20 protein-coding genes and 1 pseudogene are annotated in these 20,592 nt (G+C 58.9%); 14 read left to right on the top strand and 7 right to left on the bottom strand.

Annotated elements, in window-relative coordinates; all coding sequences use genetic code 11:
• Positions 1-40: 40 nt before the first annotated feature.
• The 13 genes from trpS to GOV79_RS10495 all read left to right on the top strand — a co-directional run bounded on the left by trpS (position 41) and on the right by GOV79_RS10495 (position 11,511).
• Entirely contained in the window at positions 41-1,069 is a 1,029-nt protein-coding gene (trpS, locus tag GOV79_RS10555) for a tryptophan--tRNA ligase (protein ID WP_170789749.1), read from the top strand.
• Between the two features lie 59 nt (positions 1,070-1,128).
• Positions 1,129-1,992: a branched-chain amino acid aminotransferase gene (locus GOV79_RS10550; RefSeq protein ID WP_170789748.1), complete on the top strand. Its 864-nt coding sequence runs from the start codon at positions 1,129-1,131 to the stop codon at positions 1,990-1,992.
• 60 nt (positions 1,993-2,052) lie between these two features.
• On the top strand, positions 2,053-2,508 hold the full coding sequence (locus tag GOV79_RS10545) for a universal stress protein (protein WP_170772489.1): 456 nt from the start codon (positions 2,053-2,055) through the stop codon (positions 2,506-2,508).
• 9 nt (positions 2,509-2,517) lie between these two features.
• A complete protein-coding gene (locus tag GOV79_RS10540) occupies positions 2,518-3,111 on the top strand; it encodes a 2-hydroxychromene-2-carboxylate isomerase (RefSeq protein WP_170789747.1) in 594 nt (197 codons plus the stop codon).
• A gap of 69 nt (positions 3,112-3,180) precedes the next feature.
• Positions 3,181-3,744, top strand: coding sequence for a NifU family protein (locus GOV79_RS10535; RefSeq protein ID WP_170772492.1), 564 nt, complete (start codon positions 3,181-3,183; stop codon positions 3,742-3,744).
• Positions 3,734-4,321 (top strand): tRNA (adenosine(37)-N6)-threonylcarbamoyltransferase complex dimerization subunit type 1 TsaB, encoded by a 588-nt coding sequence (gene tsaB, locus GOV79_RS10530; protein WP_170789746.1) that lies wholly within the window; start codon positions 3,734-3,736, stop codon positions 4,319-4,321. The genes GOV79_RS10535 and tsaB overlap by 11 nt, the downstream gene beginning before the upstream one ends.
• On the top strand, positions 4,318-4,731 hold the full coding sequence (locus GOV79_RS10525) for a GNAT family N-acetyltransferase (protein WP_170789745.1): 414 nt from the start codon (positions 4,318-4,320) through the stop codon (positions 4,729-4,731). Before tsaB ends, GOV79_RS10525 begins: the two co-directional genes overlap by 4 nt.
• 158 nt (positions 4,732-4,889) lie before the next feature.
• Positions 4,890-5,888 (top strand): BMP family lipoprotein, encoded by a 999-nt coding sequence (locus tag GOV79_RS10520; RefSeq protein ID WP_170772498.1) that lies wholly within the window; start codon positions 4,890-4,892, stop codon positions 5,886-5,888.
• A gap of 87 nt (positions 5,889-5,975) precedes the next feature.
• On the top strand, positions 5,976-7,505 hold the full coding sequence (locus GOV79_RS10515; RefSeq protein ID WP_170789744.1) for an ABC transporter ATP-binding protein: 1,530 nt from the start codon (positions 5,976-5,978) through the stop codon (positions 7,503-7,505).
• Positions 7,506-7,508: 3 nt separating this feature from the next.
• On the top strand, positions 7,509-8,603 hold the full coding sequence (locus GOV79_RS10510) for an ABC transporter permease (protein WP_170789743.1): 1,095 nt from the start codon (positions 7,509-7,511) through the stop codon (positions 8,601-8,603).
• Positions 8,603-9,571 carry an ABC transporter permease gene (locus GOV79_RS10505; protein ID WP_170789742.1) on the top strand — a complete coding sequence of 323 codons (969 nt, stop codon included), beginning with the start codon at positions 8,603-8,605 and terminating at the stop codon, positions 9,569-9,571. Before GOV79_RS10510 ends, GOV79_RS10505 begins: the two co-directional genes overlap by 1 nt.
• A gap of 249 nt (positions 9,572-9,820) precedes the next feature.
• On the top strand, positions 9,821-10,741 hold the full coding sequence (locus GOV79_RS10500; protein ID WP_170772506.1) for a sulfite exporter TauE/SafE family protein: 921 nt from the start codon (positions 9,821-9,823) through the stop codon (positions 10,739-10,741).
• A gap of 2 nt (positions 10,742-10,743) precedes the next feature.
• Positions 10,744-11,511 carry a TIGR02186 family protein gene (locus GOV79_RS10495; RefSeq protein WP_170789741.1) on the top strand — a complete coding sequence of 256 codons (768 nt, stop codon included), beginning with the start codon at positions 10,744-10,746 and terminating at the stop codon, positions 11,509-11,511.
• A 1-nt stretch (position 11,512) separates the two neighbouring features.
• On the opposite strand, the gene GOV79_RS10490 is transcribed toward GOV79_RS10495, so the two are convergent.
• From GOV79_RS10490 to GOV79_RS10460, 7 genes are all read right to left on the bottom strand, one after another.
• Positions 11,513-12,241, bottom strand: coding sequence for an SDR family oxidoreductase (locus GOV79_RS10490; RefSeq protein ID WP_170789740.1), 729 nt, complete (start codon positions 12,239-12,241; stop codon positions 11,513-11,515).
• Positions 12,238-13,770, bottom strand: coding sequence for an ATP-dependent DNA helicase (locus GOV79_RS10485; RefSeq protein WP_170789739.1), 1,533 nt, complete (start codon positions 13,768-13,770; stop codon positions 12,238-12,240). The genes GOV79_RS10490 and GOV79_RS10485 overlap by 4 nt, the downstream gene beginning before the upstream one ends.
• A gap of 60 nt (positions 13,771-13,830) precedes the next feature.
• On the bottom strand, positions 13,831-14,469 hold the full coding sequence (locus GOV79_RS10480; protein ID WP_170789738.1) for an acyl-homoserine-lactone synthase: 639 nt from the start codon (positions 14,467-14,469) through the stop codon (positions 13,831-13,833).
• An 83-nt stretch (positions 14,470-14,552) separates the two neighbouring features.
• Positions 14,553-15,272: a helix-turn-helix transcriptional regulator gene (locus tag GOV79_RS10475; RefSeq protein ID WP_170789737.1), complete on the bottom strand. Its 720-nt coding sequence runs from the start codon at positions 15,270-15,272 to the stop codon at positions 14,553-14,555.
• On the bottom strand, positions 15,211-15,429 hold the full coding sequence (locus tag GOV79_RS10470; RefSeq protein ID WP_170784701.1) for a hypothetical protein: 219 nt from the start codon (positions 15,427-15,429) through the stop codon (positions 15,211-15,213). The genes GOV79_RS10475 and GOV79_RS10470 overlap by 62 nt, the downstream gene beginning before the upstream one ends.
• Positions 15,430-15,636: 207 nt before the next feature.
• Positions 15,637-16,923, bottom strand: coding sequence for a crotonyl-CoA carboxylase/reductase (ccrA, locus tag GOV79_RS10465; RefSeq protein ID WP_170772516.1), 1,287 nt, complete (start codon positions 16,921-16,923; stop codon positions 15,637-15,639).
• Positions 16,924-17,035: 112 nt separating this feature from the next.
• Positions 17,036-18,424 (bottom strand): 1-acyl-sn-glycerol-3-phosphate acyltransferase, encoded by a 1,389-nt coding sequence (locus GOV79_RS10460; protein WP_170789736.1) that lies wholly within the window; start codon positions 18,422-18,424, stop codon positions 17,036-17,038.
• 141 nt (positions 18,425-18,565) lie between these two features.
• Between GOV79_RS10460 and GOV79_RS10455 the strand changes: the two are divergent.
• A pseudogene (locus GOV79_RS10455) lies at positions 18,566-20,533 on the top strand (methylmalonyl-CoA mutase family protein); the annotation flags it as partial.
• Positions 20,534-20,592: the final 59 nt, after the last annotated feature.

Raw genomic sequence — 20,592 nt, 5'->3', positions numbered from 1 at the left:
AGCGACGGGGGCTGATTTTTCCAGACGGGAGTTCCCTTCGATGACCGACACCCAGTTCACACCGCGCGTGTTTTCCGGCATCCAGCCGTCGGGGAACCTGCACCTTGGCAACTACCTGGGTGCGCTCAAGCGGTTCGTGGATATGCAGGGCGACGATTTTGAGACCATCTATTGCATGGTCGATCTGCACGCGATCACCGTCTGGCAGGACCCCACCCGCCTGCGCGAAAAGACCCGCGAGGTTTGCGCAGGCTTTATCGCTGCTGGCCTGGACCCGGAAAAATCCATCCTGTTCAATCAAAGCCAAGTGCCCGAGCACACGCAACTGGCCTGGATTTTCAACTGTATCGCCCGGATGGGTTGGATGCAGCGGATGACGCAGTTCAAGGATAAGGCCGGCAAGAATGCTCAGAATGCCTCACTGGGTCTGTTTGCCTATCCGGCGCTGATGGCGGCGGATATTCTGACCTATCACGCGACGCATGTGCCGGTGGGTGAGGATCAGAAACAGCATCTGGAACTGACCCGCGACATCGCCATCAAGTTCAACCATGACTATGGCGTCGAGTTCTTCCCGGTGACCGAACCCGTCATCGGCGGCCCCGCCCCGCGCGTGATGAACCTGCGGGACGGGTCGCGCAAGATGTCGTCCTCGGACCCGTCGGATATGACGCGGATCAACATGAGCGATGACGCCGACACGATTGCCAAGAAAATCCGCAAGGCCAAGACCGACCCCGATGCTCTGCCTTCGGATGTGGATGGCCTGTCCGAACGCCCTGAGGCGCGCAATCTGGTCAATATCTACGCGGCGCTCAGCGATCAGACCGCCGAGCAGGTTCTGACCGAGGTTGGCGGCAAGCAGTTTGGCGAGTTCAAACCGATGCTGGCCGAACTGGCCGTGTCGAAACTGGCTCCGATTTCGGGCGAGATGGCCCGCCTGATGGGCGAAGAGGACGAGATTGACCGGATTCTGGCCAATGGGGCAGAAAAGGCGCGCGCTGTTGCCGCCCCGATCCTGCAACAAACTTACGAAATCGTGGGCATGGTTGGCGCAAAACAGGGCTGATTGCTCTGGACGTTACCGCGGCGTCTTCCTAGGTTTGCCGCAAAGCTTGGGAGGGCGTGATGGCAGTCGGCAAGAATATTCGCACGTATTTCGAAGGTCAGTGGCATGACGGGGATGCGCCCATCATGCGGGCAGCCGATCACGGCGCTTGGCTGGGGTCGTCCGTCTTCGATGGAGCCCGCTATTTCGACGGTCTGGTCCCAGATCTTGAGGCGCACTGTGCCCGCGTGAACCGCTCAGCCGAGGCTTTGATGCTGACGCCGTTTGTGACCACCGAGCAGATGGTCGAGATCATCCGCGAAGGGCTGGAAAGTTATGCGCCGGACGCAGCGGTTTATATCCGTCCGATGTATTGGGGCATCGACGGCGACCGCACGGCGATCGTGCCACTGGAGAACAGTACGGGCTTCGCGATTTGCCTGGAAGAGATTCCAATGGCGCCCGAATCTGCGTCGGTGACACTGGGCTATACGCGCTTCCGTCGCCCGGTTCTGGAGTCGGCGGTTGTGAACGCCAAGGCAGGCTGTCTCTACCCCAACAACGCGCGAATGTTGCAAGAGGTTCGGTCCAACGGTTTCTCAAACGCGCTGGTCGCGGATGCGTTGGGACATGTGGCTGAAACCGCGACCGCCAACATCTTTATGGTCCGGGATGGCGAGGTGCTTACCCCCACCCCGAACGGCACCTTTCTGGCCGGAATCACCCGCGCGCGCCATATCGAAAACCTGCGTGCAGACGGTGTGACCGTGCACGAAGCGATCCTGAGTTTCGAGGATTTCCACAAAGCTGATGAGGTCTTCATGACCGGCAACATGAGCAAAATCACCCCGGTCACGGCGCTGCAGGATACGCAATATCAGGTCGGGCCTATCGCCCGTCGTGCGCGCGAGTTGTATTGGGATTGGGCTGCCAGCTCGCGATAGGCTTCGGTTGCCAGCGCGCATCAGGTCGGGCATGATCGCCCGAAATGAATGAGGACACCCATGCGTAAGTTCCTGGTGGTATTGGATGACAGCCGCGAATGTCTGAACGCAATGCGTTTTGCAGCTATGCGCGCGGCGCATACCGGCGGTGGCGTGACGATCCTGTCGGTCATTCCCCCCGATGAGTTCAACCACTGGATCGGCGTGGCAGAAGTGATGCGCGAAGAAGCCCGTGAACGTATCCACGCCCATTATGAGGTTTTCGCAAAGTGGATGCGTGACAAGCAGGGCGTCGACCCCGAATTGGCCATTCGCGAAGGCGACCCCGTGCCGCAGATCATCGAACACGTGCAATCCGACCCCGAGATTGGCGTACTCGTTCTGGGTGCAGGTGTCGAAAAGAAAGGGCCCGGCCCGCTGGTCACGCAACTGACCAAGAACTCGGGTAGCCTGCCAATTCCGATCACTATCGTTCCGGGTGACCTGAGCAAGGAAAAGCTGGAAGCGATTACCTAAGGGTCAACCATGACGCTCAGCATTCAGTTCTGGTTCGAGTTCGCCTCAACCTATTCCTACCTCAGCGCGATGCGGATCGAAGACGCCGCAGGTCGCCATGGCGTTAAGGTCGATTGGCAACCCTTTCTGCTGGGGCCGATATTTGCTGCGCAAGGTTGGAACGACTCGCCTTTCAACCTCTATCCCGCCAAAGGTGACTACATGTGGCGTGATATGGAGCGGCTGACAACGCAACGCGGGCTGCCGTTCCAGCGTCCCGGCATATTTCCTCAGAACGGTTTGAAAGCAGCGCGGTTGACACTGGCGATCAAGGATGCGGCCCCAAAGGCCAAGTTTGTGCGGGCGGTCTATTCCGCAGAGTTTGCGGACGGTCAGAATATCGCCGACGATGACGTACTTGCCGGTTGCTTGAGCGCGGTTGGGTTGTCTGCGGGTTTCATAGACCAAGCACAGGACCCGGCGATCAAGGCGGCCCTGATCGAACAGTCCAAAACCGCGCAGGCCAAGGGGCTATTCGGTGCGCCCAGCTTTCTGGTTGGGGATGAGTTGTTCTGGGGCGATGACCGTCTGGACGATGCGATAAAGTTGGCGGCTGAAATTTAGAACCGTTCCAAATCTTGACTTCCCGCGCATGGACCCGCATATCAGGAACAACTGAAACGGAGCCGCGCCATGTTCATCCAGACCGAATCCACGCCGAACCCCGCCACCCTGAAATTCCTGCCCGGCCAGACCGTGCTGGAGGCAGGAACTGCAGACTTTCCATCGGCAGACGCGGCAGAGAAATCACCTCTGGCCAACCGGATTTTCACCGTCAGCGGTGTAACTGGCGTGTTCTTTGGCAATGATTTCGTAACCGTCACCAAATCGGAAGACGTGCAGTGGGACCATATCAAACCCGCTATCCTTGGCGCGGTGATGGAGCACTACCAATCCGGCCAGCCGGTCATGGCGGCAGATGCCACGACGGAGTCGGGCCACGCAGAACATACCGGCGAAGACGCCGAGGTGGTCAACCAGATCAAGGACCTGCTGGACAGTCGTGTGCGCCCTGCGGTCGCTCAGGATGGTGGTGACATCACCTTCCACGGATTTGACCGCGGCGTTGTCTATCTGCACATGCAAGGGGCTTGCGCGAACTGCCCGTCCTCGACCCTGACACTGAAAATGGGGATCGAGAACCTGCTGCGTCACTACATCCCCGAAGTGACCGAGGTACGCCCTGTTGCCGTCTGATCCGATCATTCTGGCGTTTGACACATCGGCCGCGCATTGCGCGGCCGCTTTGTTAGACGGGGACCAGATCGTCGCAACCCGCGTTGAACAGATGACACGTGGCCAGGCCGAACGTCTGATGCCCCTGCTTGAGGAATTGCTAGCTGAGGCAGACTGCACATGGCAGGATCTGTCGGCCATCGGCGTCGGCATCGGCCCTGGCAATTTCACTGGCATCCGCATATCGATATCCGCCGCACGTGGCCTTGTATTGGGTTTGGGCATCCCTGCGGTCGGAGTCTCGGGGTTCGATGCGCTTGCCGATGGCGCAGAAGACGCGGTTCCCGCCATTCGCGCTCCCCGCGATCAAGTCTATGTTGCGCCTGCTGGTCACTCGCCCGCTCTGATCCCGCTTGATCAGGCAGAATCACTCGGCCCGTTGATCTTCAATGACGACGCTGAATTGCAGGTCCGCGGCATCGCGCATGTGACCCGACAGAGATGGCAGAGCAATGACGGCCCTCCGGCCCCGCTTTATGCGCGGGCTGCGGACGCCGCTCCGTCCAAGGACCTGCCTCCGGTCCTGCTGGACGAATGACCCCCCGCGCGTTGGCCGGCACCCACGCGGCGGCCTTCACGCAGTCGCGACCGTGGACCGAGGCCGAATTCAACGACCTTCTACAGAATCACTTTACCCATGTGGTTGGAAACGAACACTCTTTCGCACTGATTCAGGTCATCGCAGACGAGGCCGAACTGCTGACAATAGCGACCTGCCCCCAGATGCAGCGTCAGGGGTTGGCGCGGGCGCGGATGGAAGAATGGCACGCTTTGGCTAAAACTTTGGGCGCGAGGCGAGCTTTTCTGGAAGTGGCGCAAGACAATGCTGCGGCAATTTCCCTGTATGAAACCTGCGGCTATCGCCCCTGCGGATTGCGACGGGGCTACTATGTGCGCGAAAACAATCAGAAAATTGACGCCGTTGTGATGGAATGTGACTTGACCTGAACGACGTATCAAATTTTTTTCGACCAGTTGGTCAAAAATCAGTTGACCCCGGCTGTTGCAAACGGCCTTAATTCCCGCCATCACAACAGATATGCTCGCTCTTAGTGGGTGAACGGGGCTATCTTGGCCCCGACCGACAATAACAACGGGAGTAACAAATGACCCTGATGAAATCCTTGATGGGCGCCGCCGCAGCCGTCGCACTTACCGCAGGTGCGGCCCTTGCTGAACCGGCCCTGATCTTCGACCTGGGTGGTAAGTTTGACAAATCGTTCAACGAGGCCGCCCATAATGGCGCGCAGCGTTGGGCCGATGAAACCGGCGGCAGCTATCGCGAAATCGAACTGCAATCCGAAGCCCAGCGCGAGCAGGCTTTGCGTCGCTTTGCCGAGGCTGGTCTGAACCCGATCATCACCATGGGCTTTGCCATGGCAGATCCGCTGTCGGCGGTTGCGGGCGACTATCCCGACACCAAATTCGTCGCAGTTGACGTGAACTGGCTGGACGCGCCCAACGTGCGTCAGATCGGCTTTGCCGAGCATGAGGGCTCGTATTTGGTTGGCATGATGGCAGCGATGGCGTCTGAATCTGGCACCGTTGGTTTCATTGGTGGCATGGACATCCCGCTGATCCGTCACTTTGGCTGTGGCTATGCCCAGGGTGCCAAAGCTGTGAACCCTGACATCGAAGTTGTTGCCAACATGACCGGCACCACTCCGGCCGCATGGAACGACCCGGTGAAGGGATCGGAGCTGACCAAGGCGCAGATCAGCCAGGGTGCTGACGTGATCTATGCAGCCGCAGGCGGCACCGGCGTGGGTGTTCTGCAAACCGCTGCCGACGAAGGCATTCTGTCGATCGGCGTGGACAGCAACCAGAACCACCTGCATCCGGGTAAGGTACTGACTTCGATGCTGAAACGCGTGGACGTCGCCGTTTATGACGCGATGAAAGCGGGTGAGAACCTTGAAACCGGCGTCTTCGCCATGGGTCTGGCCGAAGAAGGCGTAGGCGTTGCCATGGACGACAACAACGCGTCGCTGGTCTCGGACGAGATGAAAGGCGCGGTCGACAAGGCGCGTCAGGACATCATTGACGGCAATGTCACGGTGACCAGCTATTACGAGAACGACAGCTGCCCCGCACTGCAGTTCTGATATCGCGCGGGCGGGGGTTTTAGCCTCCGCCCGGCCTCCTATCCTGCCGCGCGCCATGCGGCCTTTTCGGCAATCTGAGGACAAGACATGAGCGTCCCCGCCATTGAGCTTAAGGGCATTTCCAAAGCCTTTGGGCCGGTTCAGGCCAACAAAGACATCTCGATCAGCGTCACTCCCGGTACGATCCATGGGATCATCGGTGAAAACGGCGCGGGCAAGTCCACGCTGATGAGCATCCTCTACGGCTTTTACAAGGCCGATAAGGGCGAGATCTGGATTAACGGTACCAAGACCGACATCCCTGACAGCCAAGCCGCGATTGCAGCGGGCATCGGGATGGTGTTCCAGCATTTCAAGCTAGTGGAAAACTTCACCGTTCTGGAAAACATCGTTCTGGGCGCCGAGGACGGAGGGCTGCTGGCCCCCTCGCTGTCCAAAGCGCGTAAAGAACTGAAAGCGCTGGAAGAAGAATACGAGCTGTTCGTCGACCCCGACAAGCGTATCGACGAGATCGGCGTGGGCATGCAGCAGCGTGTCGAAATTCTCAAAGCACTGTATCGCAAGGCCGAAATTCTGATTCTGGACGAACCCACCGGGGTTCTGACCCCGGCCGAGGCCGATCAGCTGTTCCGCATCCTCGACCGGCTGCGGTCCGAGGGCAAGACGATCATCGTGATCACCCACAAGCTGCGCGAGATCATGGAAAACACCGACACCGTCTCGGTCATGCGGCGTGGTGAGATGACGGCCACAGTCAAAACCGCCGATACCAACCCGCAGGAACTGGCCGAGCTTATGGTTGGGCGCAAAGTGCTGTTGCAGGTGGATAAACTGCCCGCAAAACCGGGCCAACCCGTGCTTGAGATCGAAAATCTGAGTGTCACCGATGGTGCGGGTGTTGAGCGGGTCAAGGGCATCGACCTGACCGTCCGCGCGGGTGAAATCGTGGGGATCGCTGGGGTTGCCGGAAATGGCCAGTCCGAATTGCTTGAGGTTTTGGGCGGGATGCGTCCGGGTCAAGGCACGATCCGCCTGAACGGCGCACCTTTGGCGCTGAGCGGGGCGGGCTCGGATGGTCAGACACGCCGAGCGCAAGGGATTGCGCATGTACCCGAGGACCGCCAGCGCGAAGGCCTGATCATGGACTTTCACGCGTGGGAGAACGTGGCCTTCGGCTATCACCGCGACCCGGCCTACAAGCGGGGCCTGTTCATGGACAACGCCGCCCTGCGCGCTGATACCGAGGCCAAGATGGAAAAGTTTGACGTCCGCCCGCCCGATGGCTGGCTTGCGGCCAAGAACTTCTCGGGCGGGAACCAACAAAAAATTGTCGTAGCGCGCGAGATCGAGCGGAACCCCGATCTGTTGCTCGTCGGTCAGCCAACACGCGGCGTGGATATTGGCGCGATCGAGTTCATTCACAAACAGATCGTCGCCCTGCGCGATCAGGGCAAGGCGATCTTGCTGGTTTCGGTCGAGTTGGAAGAGATCTTCTCGCTGTCTGACCGGATTGCGGTGATGTTTGACGGACATATCATGGGCGAACGCCTGCCCCATGAGACGGATGAAAAAGAGCTGGGCCTGCTGATGGCCGGTGTTGCGGGAAAGGCCGCGTGAAGCATGGATAAAATGCCCAAATGGGCCGATGTCGTTCTGATCCCGCTGATCAGTCTGGTACTGGCCGCAATCCTCTCGGCGCTGGTGATCCTCGCCATCGGAGAAAACCCTATCGAGGCCGTGAACCTGATGGTCACCGGCGCGCTGGGGTCGACCTATGGCTGGGGCTATACGCTGTATTACGCGACCAATTTCATGTTCACCGGTCTGGCCGTAGCCGTGGCCTTCCACGCGCGCCTGTTCAACATCGGCGGTGAAGGTCAGGCCATGCTGGGCGGTCTGGGCGTCGCCATGGTGTGCCTCTATATCGACTGGCCACACTGGAGCATTGCCCTGCTGGCCGCCTGTGTCGGATCGGCCCTGTTCGGTGCCATGTGGGCGGCAATTCCCGCCTACCTGCAAGCCAAGCGCGGCAGCCACATCGTAATCACCACGATCATGTTCAACTTCATCGCGGCAGCTTTCCTGAACTATATGCTGGTCAACGTGATGCGCCCGCAGGGCTCGCAAGACCCGGCAACCGCACGCTTCCCCGAAGCGGTGCATCTGCCAACATTCCAGTCCATGTTCTCAACCGCCGAGAATGCTCTGTTCCGGGGCGCGCCCGCGAATATCTCGTTTTTTGTGGCCTTGCTGGCCTGTGTCGCGGTCTGGGCGCTGATCTGGCGCACGCGGCTGGGCTATGAAATCCGCGCCTACGGCCATTCGGAAACCGGGGCCGTCTATGCCGGGATTTCCCCGGTGCGCATAACCATTGTCGCCATGCTGATCTCGGGCGGATTGGCCGGAATGATGGCCATCAACAACGTCATGGGCGAGGCAGAGCGTCTGGTCCTGAACTCGACCGAGGGCGCAGGGTTCATCGGCATCGCCGTGGCGCTGATGGGGCGGTCGCACCCGTTCGGGGTGTTCCTTGCCGCGATCTTGTTCGGGTTCCTTTATCAGGGTGGCGCAGAACTTGCGCTGTGGACCTCGATCCCGCGTGAGCTGATCGTGGTGATTCAGGCGCTTGTTATCCTGTTCACCGGAGCATTGGACAACATGGTACGGATGCCGCTTGAAAAGCTGTTCCTGAGACTGCGGAAAGGAGCGCAGTGATGGAGGCCTTCGTAACTCTAATCCAAGTCCTCGATTCGACCATCCGACTGGCAACGCCGCTGCTGCTGGCCTGTCTGGCGGGGCTCTATTCGGAACGCGCGGGCATCTTTGACATCGGGCTTGAGGGCAAGATGCTCATGTCCGCCTTCTTCTCGGCCGCCGTGGCCGCTGTGACCGGCTCGGTCTGGCTGGGCCTTCTGGCTGGGATCGGGGCTTCACTGATCCTGTCGGCCCTGCATGGCGTTGCTTCGATCACGTTCCGGGGCAATCAGCTGATCTCGGGCGTGGCCATCAACTTCCTAGCCTCGGGGATGACCGTTCTGGTCGCACAAAGTTGGTTCCAGCAGGGCGGGCGAACCCCGTCCCTTTTCGGCGGGGGCCGGTTCGAGCCGATCAACTTCCCCTTTGCCGACGCGTTGAGCAGTGTGCCTATCATTGGGCCAATATATTCCGAGTTACTTTCAGGGCACTCGATCCTCGTCTACGTCGCTTTCCTGATGGTGCCGCTGACGTGGTGGATTCTGTACCGCACCCGTTTTGGCCTGCGTTTGCGGGCCGTGGGCGAAAACCCGGCCGCCGTTGATACGGCCGGGGTCTCGGTCGTGGGACTGCGCTTTGCTGCCGTGGCCATTTGCGGTGTTCTGTGCGGGATCGCGGGCGCCTATCTGGCGACCGCCCTGCAAGCCGGCTTCGTCAAAGAAATGACCGCCGGTCGCGGGTTCATCGCACTAGCCGCGCTGATCTTTGCCAAGTGGCGGCCCTGGCACGCGATGGGTGCCTGTCTGCTATTCGGCCTGCTTCAGGCAATTGCGCTGCGGTTCCAGAATATCGACCTTGGCGGTGTCATCATCCCTGTACAGGTCATGGACGCGCTGCCTTATATCCTGACCGTGGTCATTCTGGCCGGGTTCGTCGGCAAGGCTGTACCGCCCCGCGCGGGTGGCGAACCCTACGTGAAAGAGCGCTGATAGGTCCAGTTTCAGGATTCCTTTCAGTCCTTTTTGCTGCAGAGCGGCATGTAGAGTTGATTTTACATGCCGCACCCGCTCTAAAGAGGTATGCGAGTGTTTCCTGTGATAGCTGTCCTTGGAAAAAAGCCCACTGTGGCCGGGTTTCCGCGGATTGCCTTAGCGGGTCACAACCGGCTTCCGTCATTTTCTGTTGAAACGAGCTTTGCGGCGTTGAACGGCGCATCTGGCCTCAAGTACTAGTTTATCATGCAGATTTACCTTCCCATTGCCGAAGTTTCCGTCAACGCCTTTCTGCTGCTGGGACTCGGGGGCATGGTCGGGATTCTATCCGGCATGTTCGGTGTCGGTGGCGGGTTTCTGATGACGCCGCTGCTGTTCTTCATAGGCATCCCCCCAGCTGTCGCAGTGGCGACCGAAGCAAACCAGATCGTCGCCTCGTCCTTTTCCGGGGTGTTGGCTCATTTCAGGCGAAAGACCGTCGACCTCAAAATGGGGACTGTTTTGCTGACGGGGGGCTTAATGGGCGCGGCCCTTGGGGTGGTGGTATTCAACTACCTCAAAAGCCTCGGTCAGGTCGATCTGCTGGTCACACTGTGCTACGTCGTATTTCTGGGCGTAGTCGGCAGCCTGATGTTTATCGAAAGCCTGAATGCGCTGCGCAAGTCTAAAAAAGGCGGGGCCGCGCCCGCAGCGCGCCGTCAGCGCGGCTGGGTCCACGCGATGCCGTTCAAGATGCGCTTTCGCACGTCCGGCCTTTATATCTCGGTTATTCCGCCGGTTCTGGTCGGCCTGTGCGTGGGCGTTTTGTCCGCCATCATGGGCGTGGGCGGCGGGTTCATCATGGTGCCCGCGATGATCTATCTGCTGGGAATGCCGACAAAGGTGGTTGTTGGGACCTCGCTGTTCCAAATCATCTTCGTCACGGCCTTCACCACGATGTTGCACGCAACCACGAACTACACGGTCGATATCGTGCTGGCTGTCCTACTGCTAGTGGGCGGTGTTGTCGGGGCGCAGATCGGGACCGTGATTGGCGCGCGTATGCCGGCTGAGCAGCTTCGGGTTCTGCTGGCCGCGCTGGTTTTGGTGGTGTGCGGTAAACTGGCGCTGGACCTGCTACTGGAACCGTCCGAGCTGTATTCGCTTGGCGCGGAAGGGGGGCATTAATCATGCTGAAACGGCTGATCCTGTTACTTGCCCTCTGCACCACTCCGGCTTTGGCCGAAGAAGAATCCGTAGTGCTTGGCCTCAGCCAGGACCGCGTTGCAATCACTGCAACCTTCGACGGGTCCGAGATACTGATTTTTGGCGCCGTCAAACGCGAAACACCGATCCCGGACGGCCCTCCGCTTGAGGTGATCGTCGCCGTGGCCGGGCCGTCCAGCGCCGTAACTGTCCGGCGGAAAGAGCGCAAGCTGGGCATCTGGGTCAACACCGACAGCGTTCTGGTCGACCTCGCCCCCAGCTTTTACGCCGTGGCCACAAGCGGGCCACTGAAGGAAATCCTATCGGATACCGAGGATCTGAGATACCGCGTCTCGATCGAACGAGCCATCCGCTCGGTCGGAGCCGCGATGCACATCAAGGGCGCGCAGGATTTTGCGGATGCCGTAGTGCGTATTCGCGAGGATGAAGGCCTCTATTCGATCCGCGAAAACACCGTGGCGGTGGATGAGCAAACCTTGTTCAGAACCTCGATCGCCATGCCCGCTGACCTGACTGAGGGCGACTATGCCGCGCGAATCTTCCTGACCCGAGGTCGCGAAGTGATCTCTGAGTTCGAAACAACGATTAACGTGCGCAAGGTTGGGTTAGAGCGGTTCCTCTACAACATGTCCCGCCAACAACCGGTGTGGTACGGGCTTATGTCGCTGGTCATCGCTATTGCCGCTGGTTGGGGCGCCTCCACGGCCTTCCGCCTGCTGCGCGAAAACTGATCTAGCCGCGCCCGATATAGGGCATCGTCGTGGCCATTACCGTCATGAACTGCACATTCGCTTCGGGCGGCAAAGACGCCATGTGCAGCACGGACCGGGCTGCATCCTCAACATCCATCGTGGGATCCGGCTGCTGCCCCGCAGCAACGGCGCTGTCGACCAGTCCCTGCACCATCTGCGTTCGCGCGTTGCCGATGTCGATTTGACCGCAGGCAATGCCAAAGTCGCGCCCATCCAGCGACAGGCTGCGTGTCAGCCCCGTGATCGCGTGTTTGGTCGCCGAATAATGCACCGAATTCGCCCTGGGGACATAAGCGGCAATCGACCCGTTGTTGATGATCCGGCCGCCTTGCGGCGACTGGTGTCGCATGATCCGAAAGGCTTCGCGCGCGCACAGGAACATGCCGTTCAAGTTCACGTTGACGCTTTGGTACCAGTCGTCCAACGCGATCTCATCAATTGTACCACCGGGGGCAAAGATGCCCGCGTTGTTGAACAAGACATCCAGCCTGTCTGCCCGGTTCGAAAACGTCCGAAAGGCCCGCGCGACCGCGACCGGATCCGTCACATCTGCCGCCAGCGCGATCGCCTTGGAATGTTGTTGCGCTATTTCATTCAGCTTTTCGGCGCTACGGGCCAACAGGCCGACGGTCCAGCCGTTGTTCAGAAACAGCTCGGCTGTGGCGCGCCCTATGCCCGAGCTTGCGCCGGTTACGATGATCGCCTTCATGTCTCTTCCGCCTCCAATGTCAGCGAGGCCGCCGGAACCGCCCGCAAGTCATCAATGCGTAACGGATAGGTCGGCTTTGCCAGACGATTGCGCACGACCCAGATCAACCGCTCCTGCGCGCGCGTGATCGCCACATAAGCCAGACGTTTCCACAAAGGCTGCCCGGCCTCGGTCCGGCCCATCCGAGCGGCGGCATAGATATCCGGTGCAAAGACCTGCACTGTGTCCCATTGCGACCCCTGCGCCTTGTGGATAGTCACGGCCGCCCCATGCAGAAAAGTCGCGCCCATGCGGGCGGCATAGGGGATGAACGGCTCTTCCTCATCCGGCATTTCGATTTTGACGATCGAGGCCGCGCTGACCTGCGGGTCTTCGGCCCCCATGACATGCAGGCGCGAAAAACCCGGCTTGCGACCCGGCCCCAGATAAACAACCTGCGCCCCTTTGATCAGCCCGCGCGCCTCAAGGTCCAGACGCTTCTTGCGATGCTTCAAGGGCAGTTCGATCCCATCACAGATCAGCGGCTCGCCTTCCAGCAATTCAGTATCCGGGGCACCATGCACCTGCCGAAACGCCTGAATCAAACGAATGCGGGTCGCATTGCGCCACACCAGAACCGGGCTGCGGGCCATCAGATCAACCTCGACCCGCTGCCCCCACAGAACGCGGTCATCCTGCCGGGCCGTTTGTTCAACCAGACGCTCGAAATCTTCAAACCCCATGGCAGGGTCCGCCAGCGCATGGGCCAGATCCAGAATGGGGTTGTCTGCCGTCTGACGATGCACGCGATGCAGGATTTGTTTTCGCGGCTCGGGCAGGCCGTCAAACACCATGCTGCCCGATTGATTGACCGGAGCCAACTGCGCCGGATCGCCAAACAGCAACAGTGTCGGGAAAATCTCCTGCAGGTCCTCGAACTGCCGGTCGTCCAACATCGAGGCTTCGTCTACGAACCCGATATCCAAAGGTTCTTCCCGACGTTTCCAGCCAGTAATGAAATCCGACCCGCGCAGCCCAGCAGCAGCCAAAGCACCCGGAATGGATTTGTTGTTTTCATAAAACGCGGCGGCACGGTCCAATGCCTCGTCCGTCAACCCTTCGATTTCGGGGCGTTCGTCGTTTCCGGCCAGCCACTCGGCAATCCGCTCATATTCGGGGTCATAGACCGGCGTGTAGAGAATACGGTGGATCGTGGTCGCAGGAACGCCGCGCAACCGCAACACACTGGCCGCCTTGTTGGTGGGCGCTAGAATAGCAAGGCTGCGTTTGTCCCGCGCCTTGCGGCTTTCAAAATCGCCCGAGACGATCTGAACGCCAGTTTCAGCCAGCGCCTTGTAAAGCTCGGCCAACAGCAGCGTCTTGCCCGACCCAGCCTTTCCGATCACCGCCATCACACCGGATTTGCCATTGCCCGGCAGTTTCAGAAGGGCATCGTCATCCAGATCAACGCCTGCCGACCTCAACATCTCGGCGATGTTGTCATAAGCAGCGGCTTGGTCGTCCGAGAAGGTCACTAAGGGCGTAGACATGGCGCGACCCTACAAGGCCGCGCCCGCCATCACCAGATGCGGTTTCCGGTTTTCAACAGCTTATGCCGACAGAGCAAACCGATGCTGCCGACCGGTGCCAAACGCGGTCTTGAACCAAAGGCGTGACAGTTCACGCGGGATACCGGCACGCTCGGCCACACGGTTGCAATCGTCGGAAGAATAAGGACACAACCCGACGGAAATCTGATCACGCCCATTCCCTTCCGAGCCAAGAACGACCGGAGACGACCCTATCAGCCGGTAAATCCGAATCATGCGCGCATCAAACACACCCGCGATATGAGTCAGGCCGAACCCTTCCATGATTTCACCCCCGCTTAGCATAATGGCACCGGCGGTATGTGGGCTGGCCGTTCGGGACAGGCAAAAGCGTGTCACCTCCCAGATCAGGGGGCTGTTGATCGGTTCACCCCCGGTCAGATGCCCGAATACTTCGTTCACCATAACGCGCCCAGTGGTAGGCAACACACGCATGGACCCGCCGTGACTACCATCCTCTTCTTCCCAGATAACGTAGAGCGGGTTCAGATCGTCATACTGATCCCTCTCTTCCCCCTTTTCGTTTATACGCACGTCCCAACCCAGCCGGGTTTTGAATTGATCGGCCCGGTCGCGGAACATTCCGTCGGCGAGATCCGGAAACTTGTGAAGTTCGTCGGCAAACAAATAGCGCAGCATGACTTTTTCCCCTTGTCGTCCTGTGCAGGAACGAAGGGGGTACAAAGTCGTGGTTAATTTCCGGTTCGAGGGGCGCGCGGTCGTTAAACGACTATTAATCCCCGACTGAGCGCCGTTGCGATCGCGTGGGTGGTATTCTGCGCCCCAAGCTTGGCGCGGGCGCTTTCGATATAAACACGCAGCGTGTGTTCAGAGATAGACAAGGAATGCGCCACTTGCGCTCGGCTATAGCCCAGCGCCAGAAGGGTCATGGCATCCACCTCGCGTGGGGACAGCCCGCGCGGCGCATCCGGTTGACGGTCGCGTTCAAACTCCAGCGCCTTTCGATTGAAATAATGCGCAATCAGGATCAGCTCACGCCCATGGGTATCGATGAAAGCTTTCCAACTGGCATCGTCGCAGGTGTGGTTTACGGTGAACAGCGCAAACTGGCCGTTCGGGCCCCGGATCGGGATCGAATAGCCCTGGTTGCCTACCCCGTGCTCCAACGCGTCCTGTAGGAAATTCTTCGCCACCTTGCCGGACCAGTCCAGAGATTTCCAATCCACAGGATGAAAGCGCTGAAAGCATCCCAGGATGACGGGGTCAATACGGTGGTAATTCCGCTCGAGATATCTTTCGGCCCAGGCGTCGGGATAGGTCGTATACCCGTACTGGTCCCCGGCCCCGTCGACCCAATGATAGATCAGATGCTCGATGTGCAATCGGTCGCGTAATCCAAGGGCGACCGCACCCAATTCATCAAGCGTGCTGGTGTTTTCCAAGTCCTCCAGGACCTGAGCCATATCCAGATCTGTTCCCATTCGCGGGCGTCCGAGCCTCATCCTTCAAGGACGCAATCTCGGCCGCTGCGATCAGCTTGGTGTCATCCAACTGCTCGGCAAGGGCGGTCAAACCGTTCTCAACCGCAAAGGCGTTGAGATCCGACAAAACGTCCAGTATCCACTCATTTTTCGCCATCTAGAGTCGCTCCGAAACGGTTAACGAAGGGTTAACACAACCATAACATGTGCAGTGTTTTTTAGGCTATTCACTGGTTTCTACTCCCCAAAAATAGCGGGGCTGGGTTCTGCAAGTCGTTGAAAAGGATCACCTGCGCATAAAACGCAGCGCGCCCGCGAACCTGACTAACGATTCGCGGGCGCGATTTCTGATAGAGCAGGTCGGTTATCCGCGTGCGTCCAGAACCTCTTCCAGAGTCCGCATGCCAGTGCGCGGTGCCTGAACCAGAACCGACATGTTGCCCGGTTTATGTTCGTTGCGCATCATTTTCATGTGGGCTTCGGGCAGCTCGTTCCACGCAAAGACTTCAGACATGCAAGGGTCCAGACGACGTTCGACCATCAACTGGTTTGCAGCGGACGCCTGTTTCAGGTGCGCGAAGTGCGAACCTTGCAGGCGCTTCTGGTGCATCCACATGTAACGCACGTCGAAGGTCAGGTTATAGCCGGTTGTTCCGGCGCAGATCACGACCATACCGCCCTTTTTCACAACGAAGGTCGAGACAGGGAAGGTGCTTTCGCCGGGGTGTTCGAACACCATGTCGACATTCACACCCTTACCGGTGATGTCCCAAATGGCCTTGCCGAATTTGCGGGCCTCTTTGAACCACTCGGCATATTCCGGCGTGTTGACGGTAGGCAGCTGACCCCAGCAGTTGAAATCTTTGCGATTCAGAACGCCCTTTGCGCCCAGACCCATCACGAAATCACGCTTGCTTTCATCCGAGATCACACCGATAGCATTTGCGCCCGCCGTATTGATCAACTGGATCGCATAAGACCCCAGACCACCCGAAGCGCCCCAAACCAAAACGTTCTGACCGGGTTTCAGATCATGCGGCTCGTGACCGAAAAGCATCCGGTAGGCGGTGGCCAGTGTCAGCGTATAGCAGGCGCTTTCTTCCCAGGTCAGGTGCTTCGGGCGCGGCATCAACTGCTGCGCTTGGACATTGGTGAACTGGGCAAAAGACCCGTCCGGTGTCTCATAGCCCCAGATACGCTGGCTGTCGGAGTACATCGGATCGCCGCCATTGCAGGCTTCGTCGTCGCCGTCATCCTGATTGCAATGGATCACGACCTCATCACCCACTTTCCAGCGGCGCACTTTGTCGCCCACGGCCCAGACGATGCCCGAAGCATCCGAACCCGCGATATGGAACGGTTGACCGTGACCGTCAAACGGGCTGATCGGTTTGCCCAACGACGCCCAAACGCCGTTATAATTCACACCTGCCGCCATCACCAGAACCAGCACCTCGTGGCTGTCCAGCTTGGGCACATCGACCACTTCCAGCTGCATGGCCGTGTCCGGCTCGCCATGGCGCTCCTTGCGGATTGCCCACGCGTACATCTTCTTGGGTACAAACCCCATCGGAGGGATCTCACCCATTTCATAGAGGTCTTTTTCCGGCGCGTCGTAGGTCGCGATACCGCTTTCGGTGTCCAAAGCCATGTTGGCCTCCTTCCATCTCAATGTTTGCCGCGATGCAGAATCGCAGGCCTTACCAGATGAAATATTGGGCCTTGAGAAATATTGCAACCAATTTTGTATCTATTTTGTAATTTTATGACCCAGCGGATGCAGAAACTCTCTTTGCGAGCGCAGCATCTCCGAACTCCACATCACCCGGAGCCGAAGCCGCATAATACTCCAGCAGGTCAACCCTTTGACCAGATTGAGATATTTTCCCGTCCACTTGTTTCAGAATCCGCCTTTGGACAAGTTGATCCAAAGCTTGGGTGATTGCAGCCTCACTCGGGTCGGTCAAAGTTCCGTCACGTCGCATGGCCTGCGCGACAAGGCTGCGCACATCATCCTCCAGCAACTCAGTTCGGTCTTGGATCAGCTTGCAGATCGCAGGCAGCGGCACCAACGGGATTGCATCCTTGATACGTCCCATCAAAGCACGAGCGAGGTCAGTCATGACGTCTTGTTCATGTTCGGCCCGGAAGTCCTGCAACGAAATGGGCCGGCCATAGCGCACCGACGCCAGACCAAAGCGCGTATAGCGCCCGATCAGTCGGCGGCCGATCTGCTTCAGAATCCACCCGGTGATCACTCCGATCCGAGCCCGAAACCGCCTCTCACTCCCAAGTGCAGCCTTGGTCAAGATTGTGTCCTCAAGCACCCGGTCATAATTCAGCGCAACAGGAACAAACACCACGTCCTTGCCGCCCGGCTTGGTTCCGTCCAGTATGTATTTCAACAGACCAAGCTTGGGGCGCCCTAAGGCACCGGTCAGACTAAGCCCCCCTTCAGGGAACATGGCCTGCGTCACCCCCGCTTCGGTCGCGTGTCGCACGTAACATGCCAGTACCTGCCGGTACAGCTCACTGCCCGATCTGCGCCGGATAAAGTAGGCCCCCATGGCCCGGATCAAGCGGCTGAGTGGCCAAACTCGTGCCCATTCCCCCACCGCGTAAGACAGCGCTGAATGTTGCGCGGCCAGATATGTGACCAGCACGTAATCCATGTTGCTGCGGTGGTTCATCACGAACACAACGGTCGCATCCGGGTCGATAGTCTTGATTGCCTCTTCATCCTGATAGCTGAGCCGCACGTCATAAAACGCATTACTCAGCATCCGCGCCAACCTTATGGCGATGCTGAAATAGGCGACGGCTGAAAAGGAGGGCACGATTTCACGCGCATAGCGGCGGGCCATTTCGAAGGCCACCGCCTCGGGCACCCCGGTTTCGCGGGCATGGTCTTGCACAGCCTGCCCCACCTGCGGGTCATAGATCAGACGTTGGATCATGTCGTGCCGCTCGGCCAACTTGAACGGTTGGATCGGGCGTTGCAGGCGGGTGTTCAGGCGTTTGACTGCGCGTTCAAGACGACGGCGAAAGAACCACCGCACCGAAGGGAACAGGAAATGCGAAGCAAATGTGACCGCGGCAAATACCAGGATCAGCAAAAACAGCCAAAGCGGAAGCTCCACGGTCTCAGTCATGCGCGCACCCTGACAGCAAACGTTGCGTCCTACAATCACAAGAACCACATATGCCGCAACGCAGCGAATTGACATATCCCAAAAATTGCGCTTTAGAGGCTTCGTGAGTAATTTTATTGCCCAGAAAAGACACGAGGCCCAGCTATGACGCAGATGCAGAAAGATCGCCCCTGGCTCATCCGAACCTATGCCGGTCATTCCACCGCCCAGGCGTCAAACGCGCTGTATCGCGGCAACCTGGCCAAAGGTCAGACTGGCCTTTCGGTCGCTTTCGATCTGCCGACTCAGACGGGGTATGACAGCGACCACACTTTGGCGCGCGGCGAAGTCGGCAAGGTCGGCGTGCCGATCAGTCACTTGGGCGACATGCGGGTACTGTTCGAACAGATTCCGTTGGAACAGATGAATACCTCGATGACCATCAACGCGACCGCACCATGGTTGCTGGCGCTGTATATCGCCGTGGCCGAAGAACAAGGCGCGGATGTGTCCAAGTTGCAGGGCACGGTTCAGAACGATCTGATCAAGGAATACCTGAGCCGCGGCACCTATGTGTGCCCGCCGAAACCGTCGCTGAAGATGATCGCGGATGTGGCCGAGTACTGCTATACCAACGTGCCGAAATGGAACCCCATGAACGTGTGTTCCTACCACCTGCAAGAGGCTGGCGCGACACCCGAACAGGAACTGGCCTATGCGTTGGCAACAGCAATCGCTGTTCTGGACGAGCTGCGCCCGCGCGTACCGGCCGAAGACTTCCCCGCGCTGTGCGGTCGAATATCGTTCTTTGTGAACGCGGGCATCCGTTTTGTCACCGAGATGTGCAAGATGCGGGCCTTTGTGGATCTTTGGGATGAGATTCTGAAGGACCGTTACGGTGTAGAAGACCCCAAATTCCGCCGCTTCCGCTATGGCGTGCAGGTGAACTCGCTTGGCCTGACCGAGCAACAGCCGGAAAACAACGTCTATCGCATCCTGATCGAGATGCTGGCCGTGACCCTGTCGAAGAAAGCCCGCGCCCGCGCAGTTCAGCTGCCTGCGTGGAACGAGGCGTTGGGCCTGCCGCGCCCCTGGGATCAGCAATGGTCCATGCGGATGCAACAGATTCTGGCCTATGAGACCGACCTGCTGGAATATGGCGACTTGTTCGACGGCAACCCTGCTGTCGATGCCAAGGTTGAAGACCTAAAGGAAGGTGCACGCGCAGAACTGGCCAACCTGGATTCGATGGGCGGTGCGGTCGCCTCGATCGAATACATGAAATCCCGCTTGGTGGATTCAAATGCCGAACGCTTGAACCGGATCGAACGAAATGAGACCGTCGTGGTCGGCGTGAACAAATGGACCGAGGGCGAGCCCTCGCCGCTGCAAACCGAAGATGGCGGCATCATGGTAGTTGATCCGGCTGTCGAGCAGGAACAGATCAACCGCCTGAACGAGTGGCGGTCCGAGCGTGACGACGCCGCAGTCTCCGCAGCGCTCGCAGCTTTGCGCGAAGCGGCGCAGACCGGTGCCAATGTCATGGAGCCTTCGATCGCAGCCGCCAAGGCGGGCGTCACCACTGGTGAATGGGCCGAAGAGATGCGCAAGGTCTACGGCACCTACCGCGGACCCACTGGTGTGTCAGGGTCGGTCTCGAACAAAACCGAAGGGCTGGACGAATTGCGCGCCGCTGTGGATGCGGTCAGCGACAAGCTGGGGCGTCGTCTGAAATTCCTGGTCGGCAAGCCGGGGCTGGACGGCCATTCCAACGGCGCAGAACAGATCGCCTTCCGCGCGCGCGATTGCGGCATGGACATCAGCTATGAAGGCATCCGCCTGACGCCCGAGGAAATCGTCAACGCCGCTATCGAAGACAAGGCACATGTGATCGGTCTATCAATCCTGTCGGGCAGCCATATTCCGCTGGTCGAGGACGTCATGACGCGCCTGAACGCGGCCGGATTGGACGTGCCTGTGATCGTAGGCGGCATCATCCCGGATGACGACGCCGAGAAATTGAAAGCGATGGGTGTTTCCGAAATCTACACACCCAAAAATTTCGAACTGAATGCGATTATGGGTGACATCGTGACTCTGGTCGATCCACAAAATCTGGCGGCACAATAACAGTTCCGTTTCTTTCTGCATTCTCAATTTCTATTCCTTGAAAAAAGGGATAGATAATG

Source organism: Ruegeria lacuscaerulensis, assembly GCF_013034745.1.
Classification (GTDB): Bacteria; Pseudomonadota; Alphaproteobacteria; order Rhodobacterales; family Rhodobacteraceae; genus Ruegeria; species Ruegeria lacuscaerulensis_B.
Note: the sequence above shows the minus strand (reverse complement) of the source record. Positions and strands in the feature narration are given on the sequence as shown.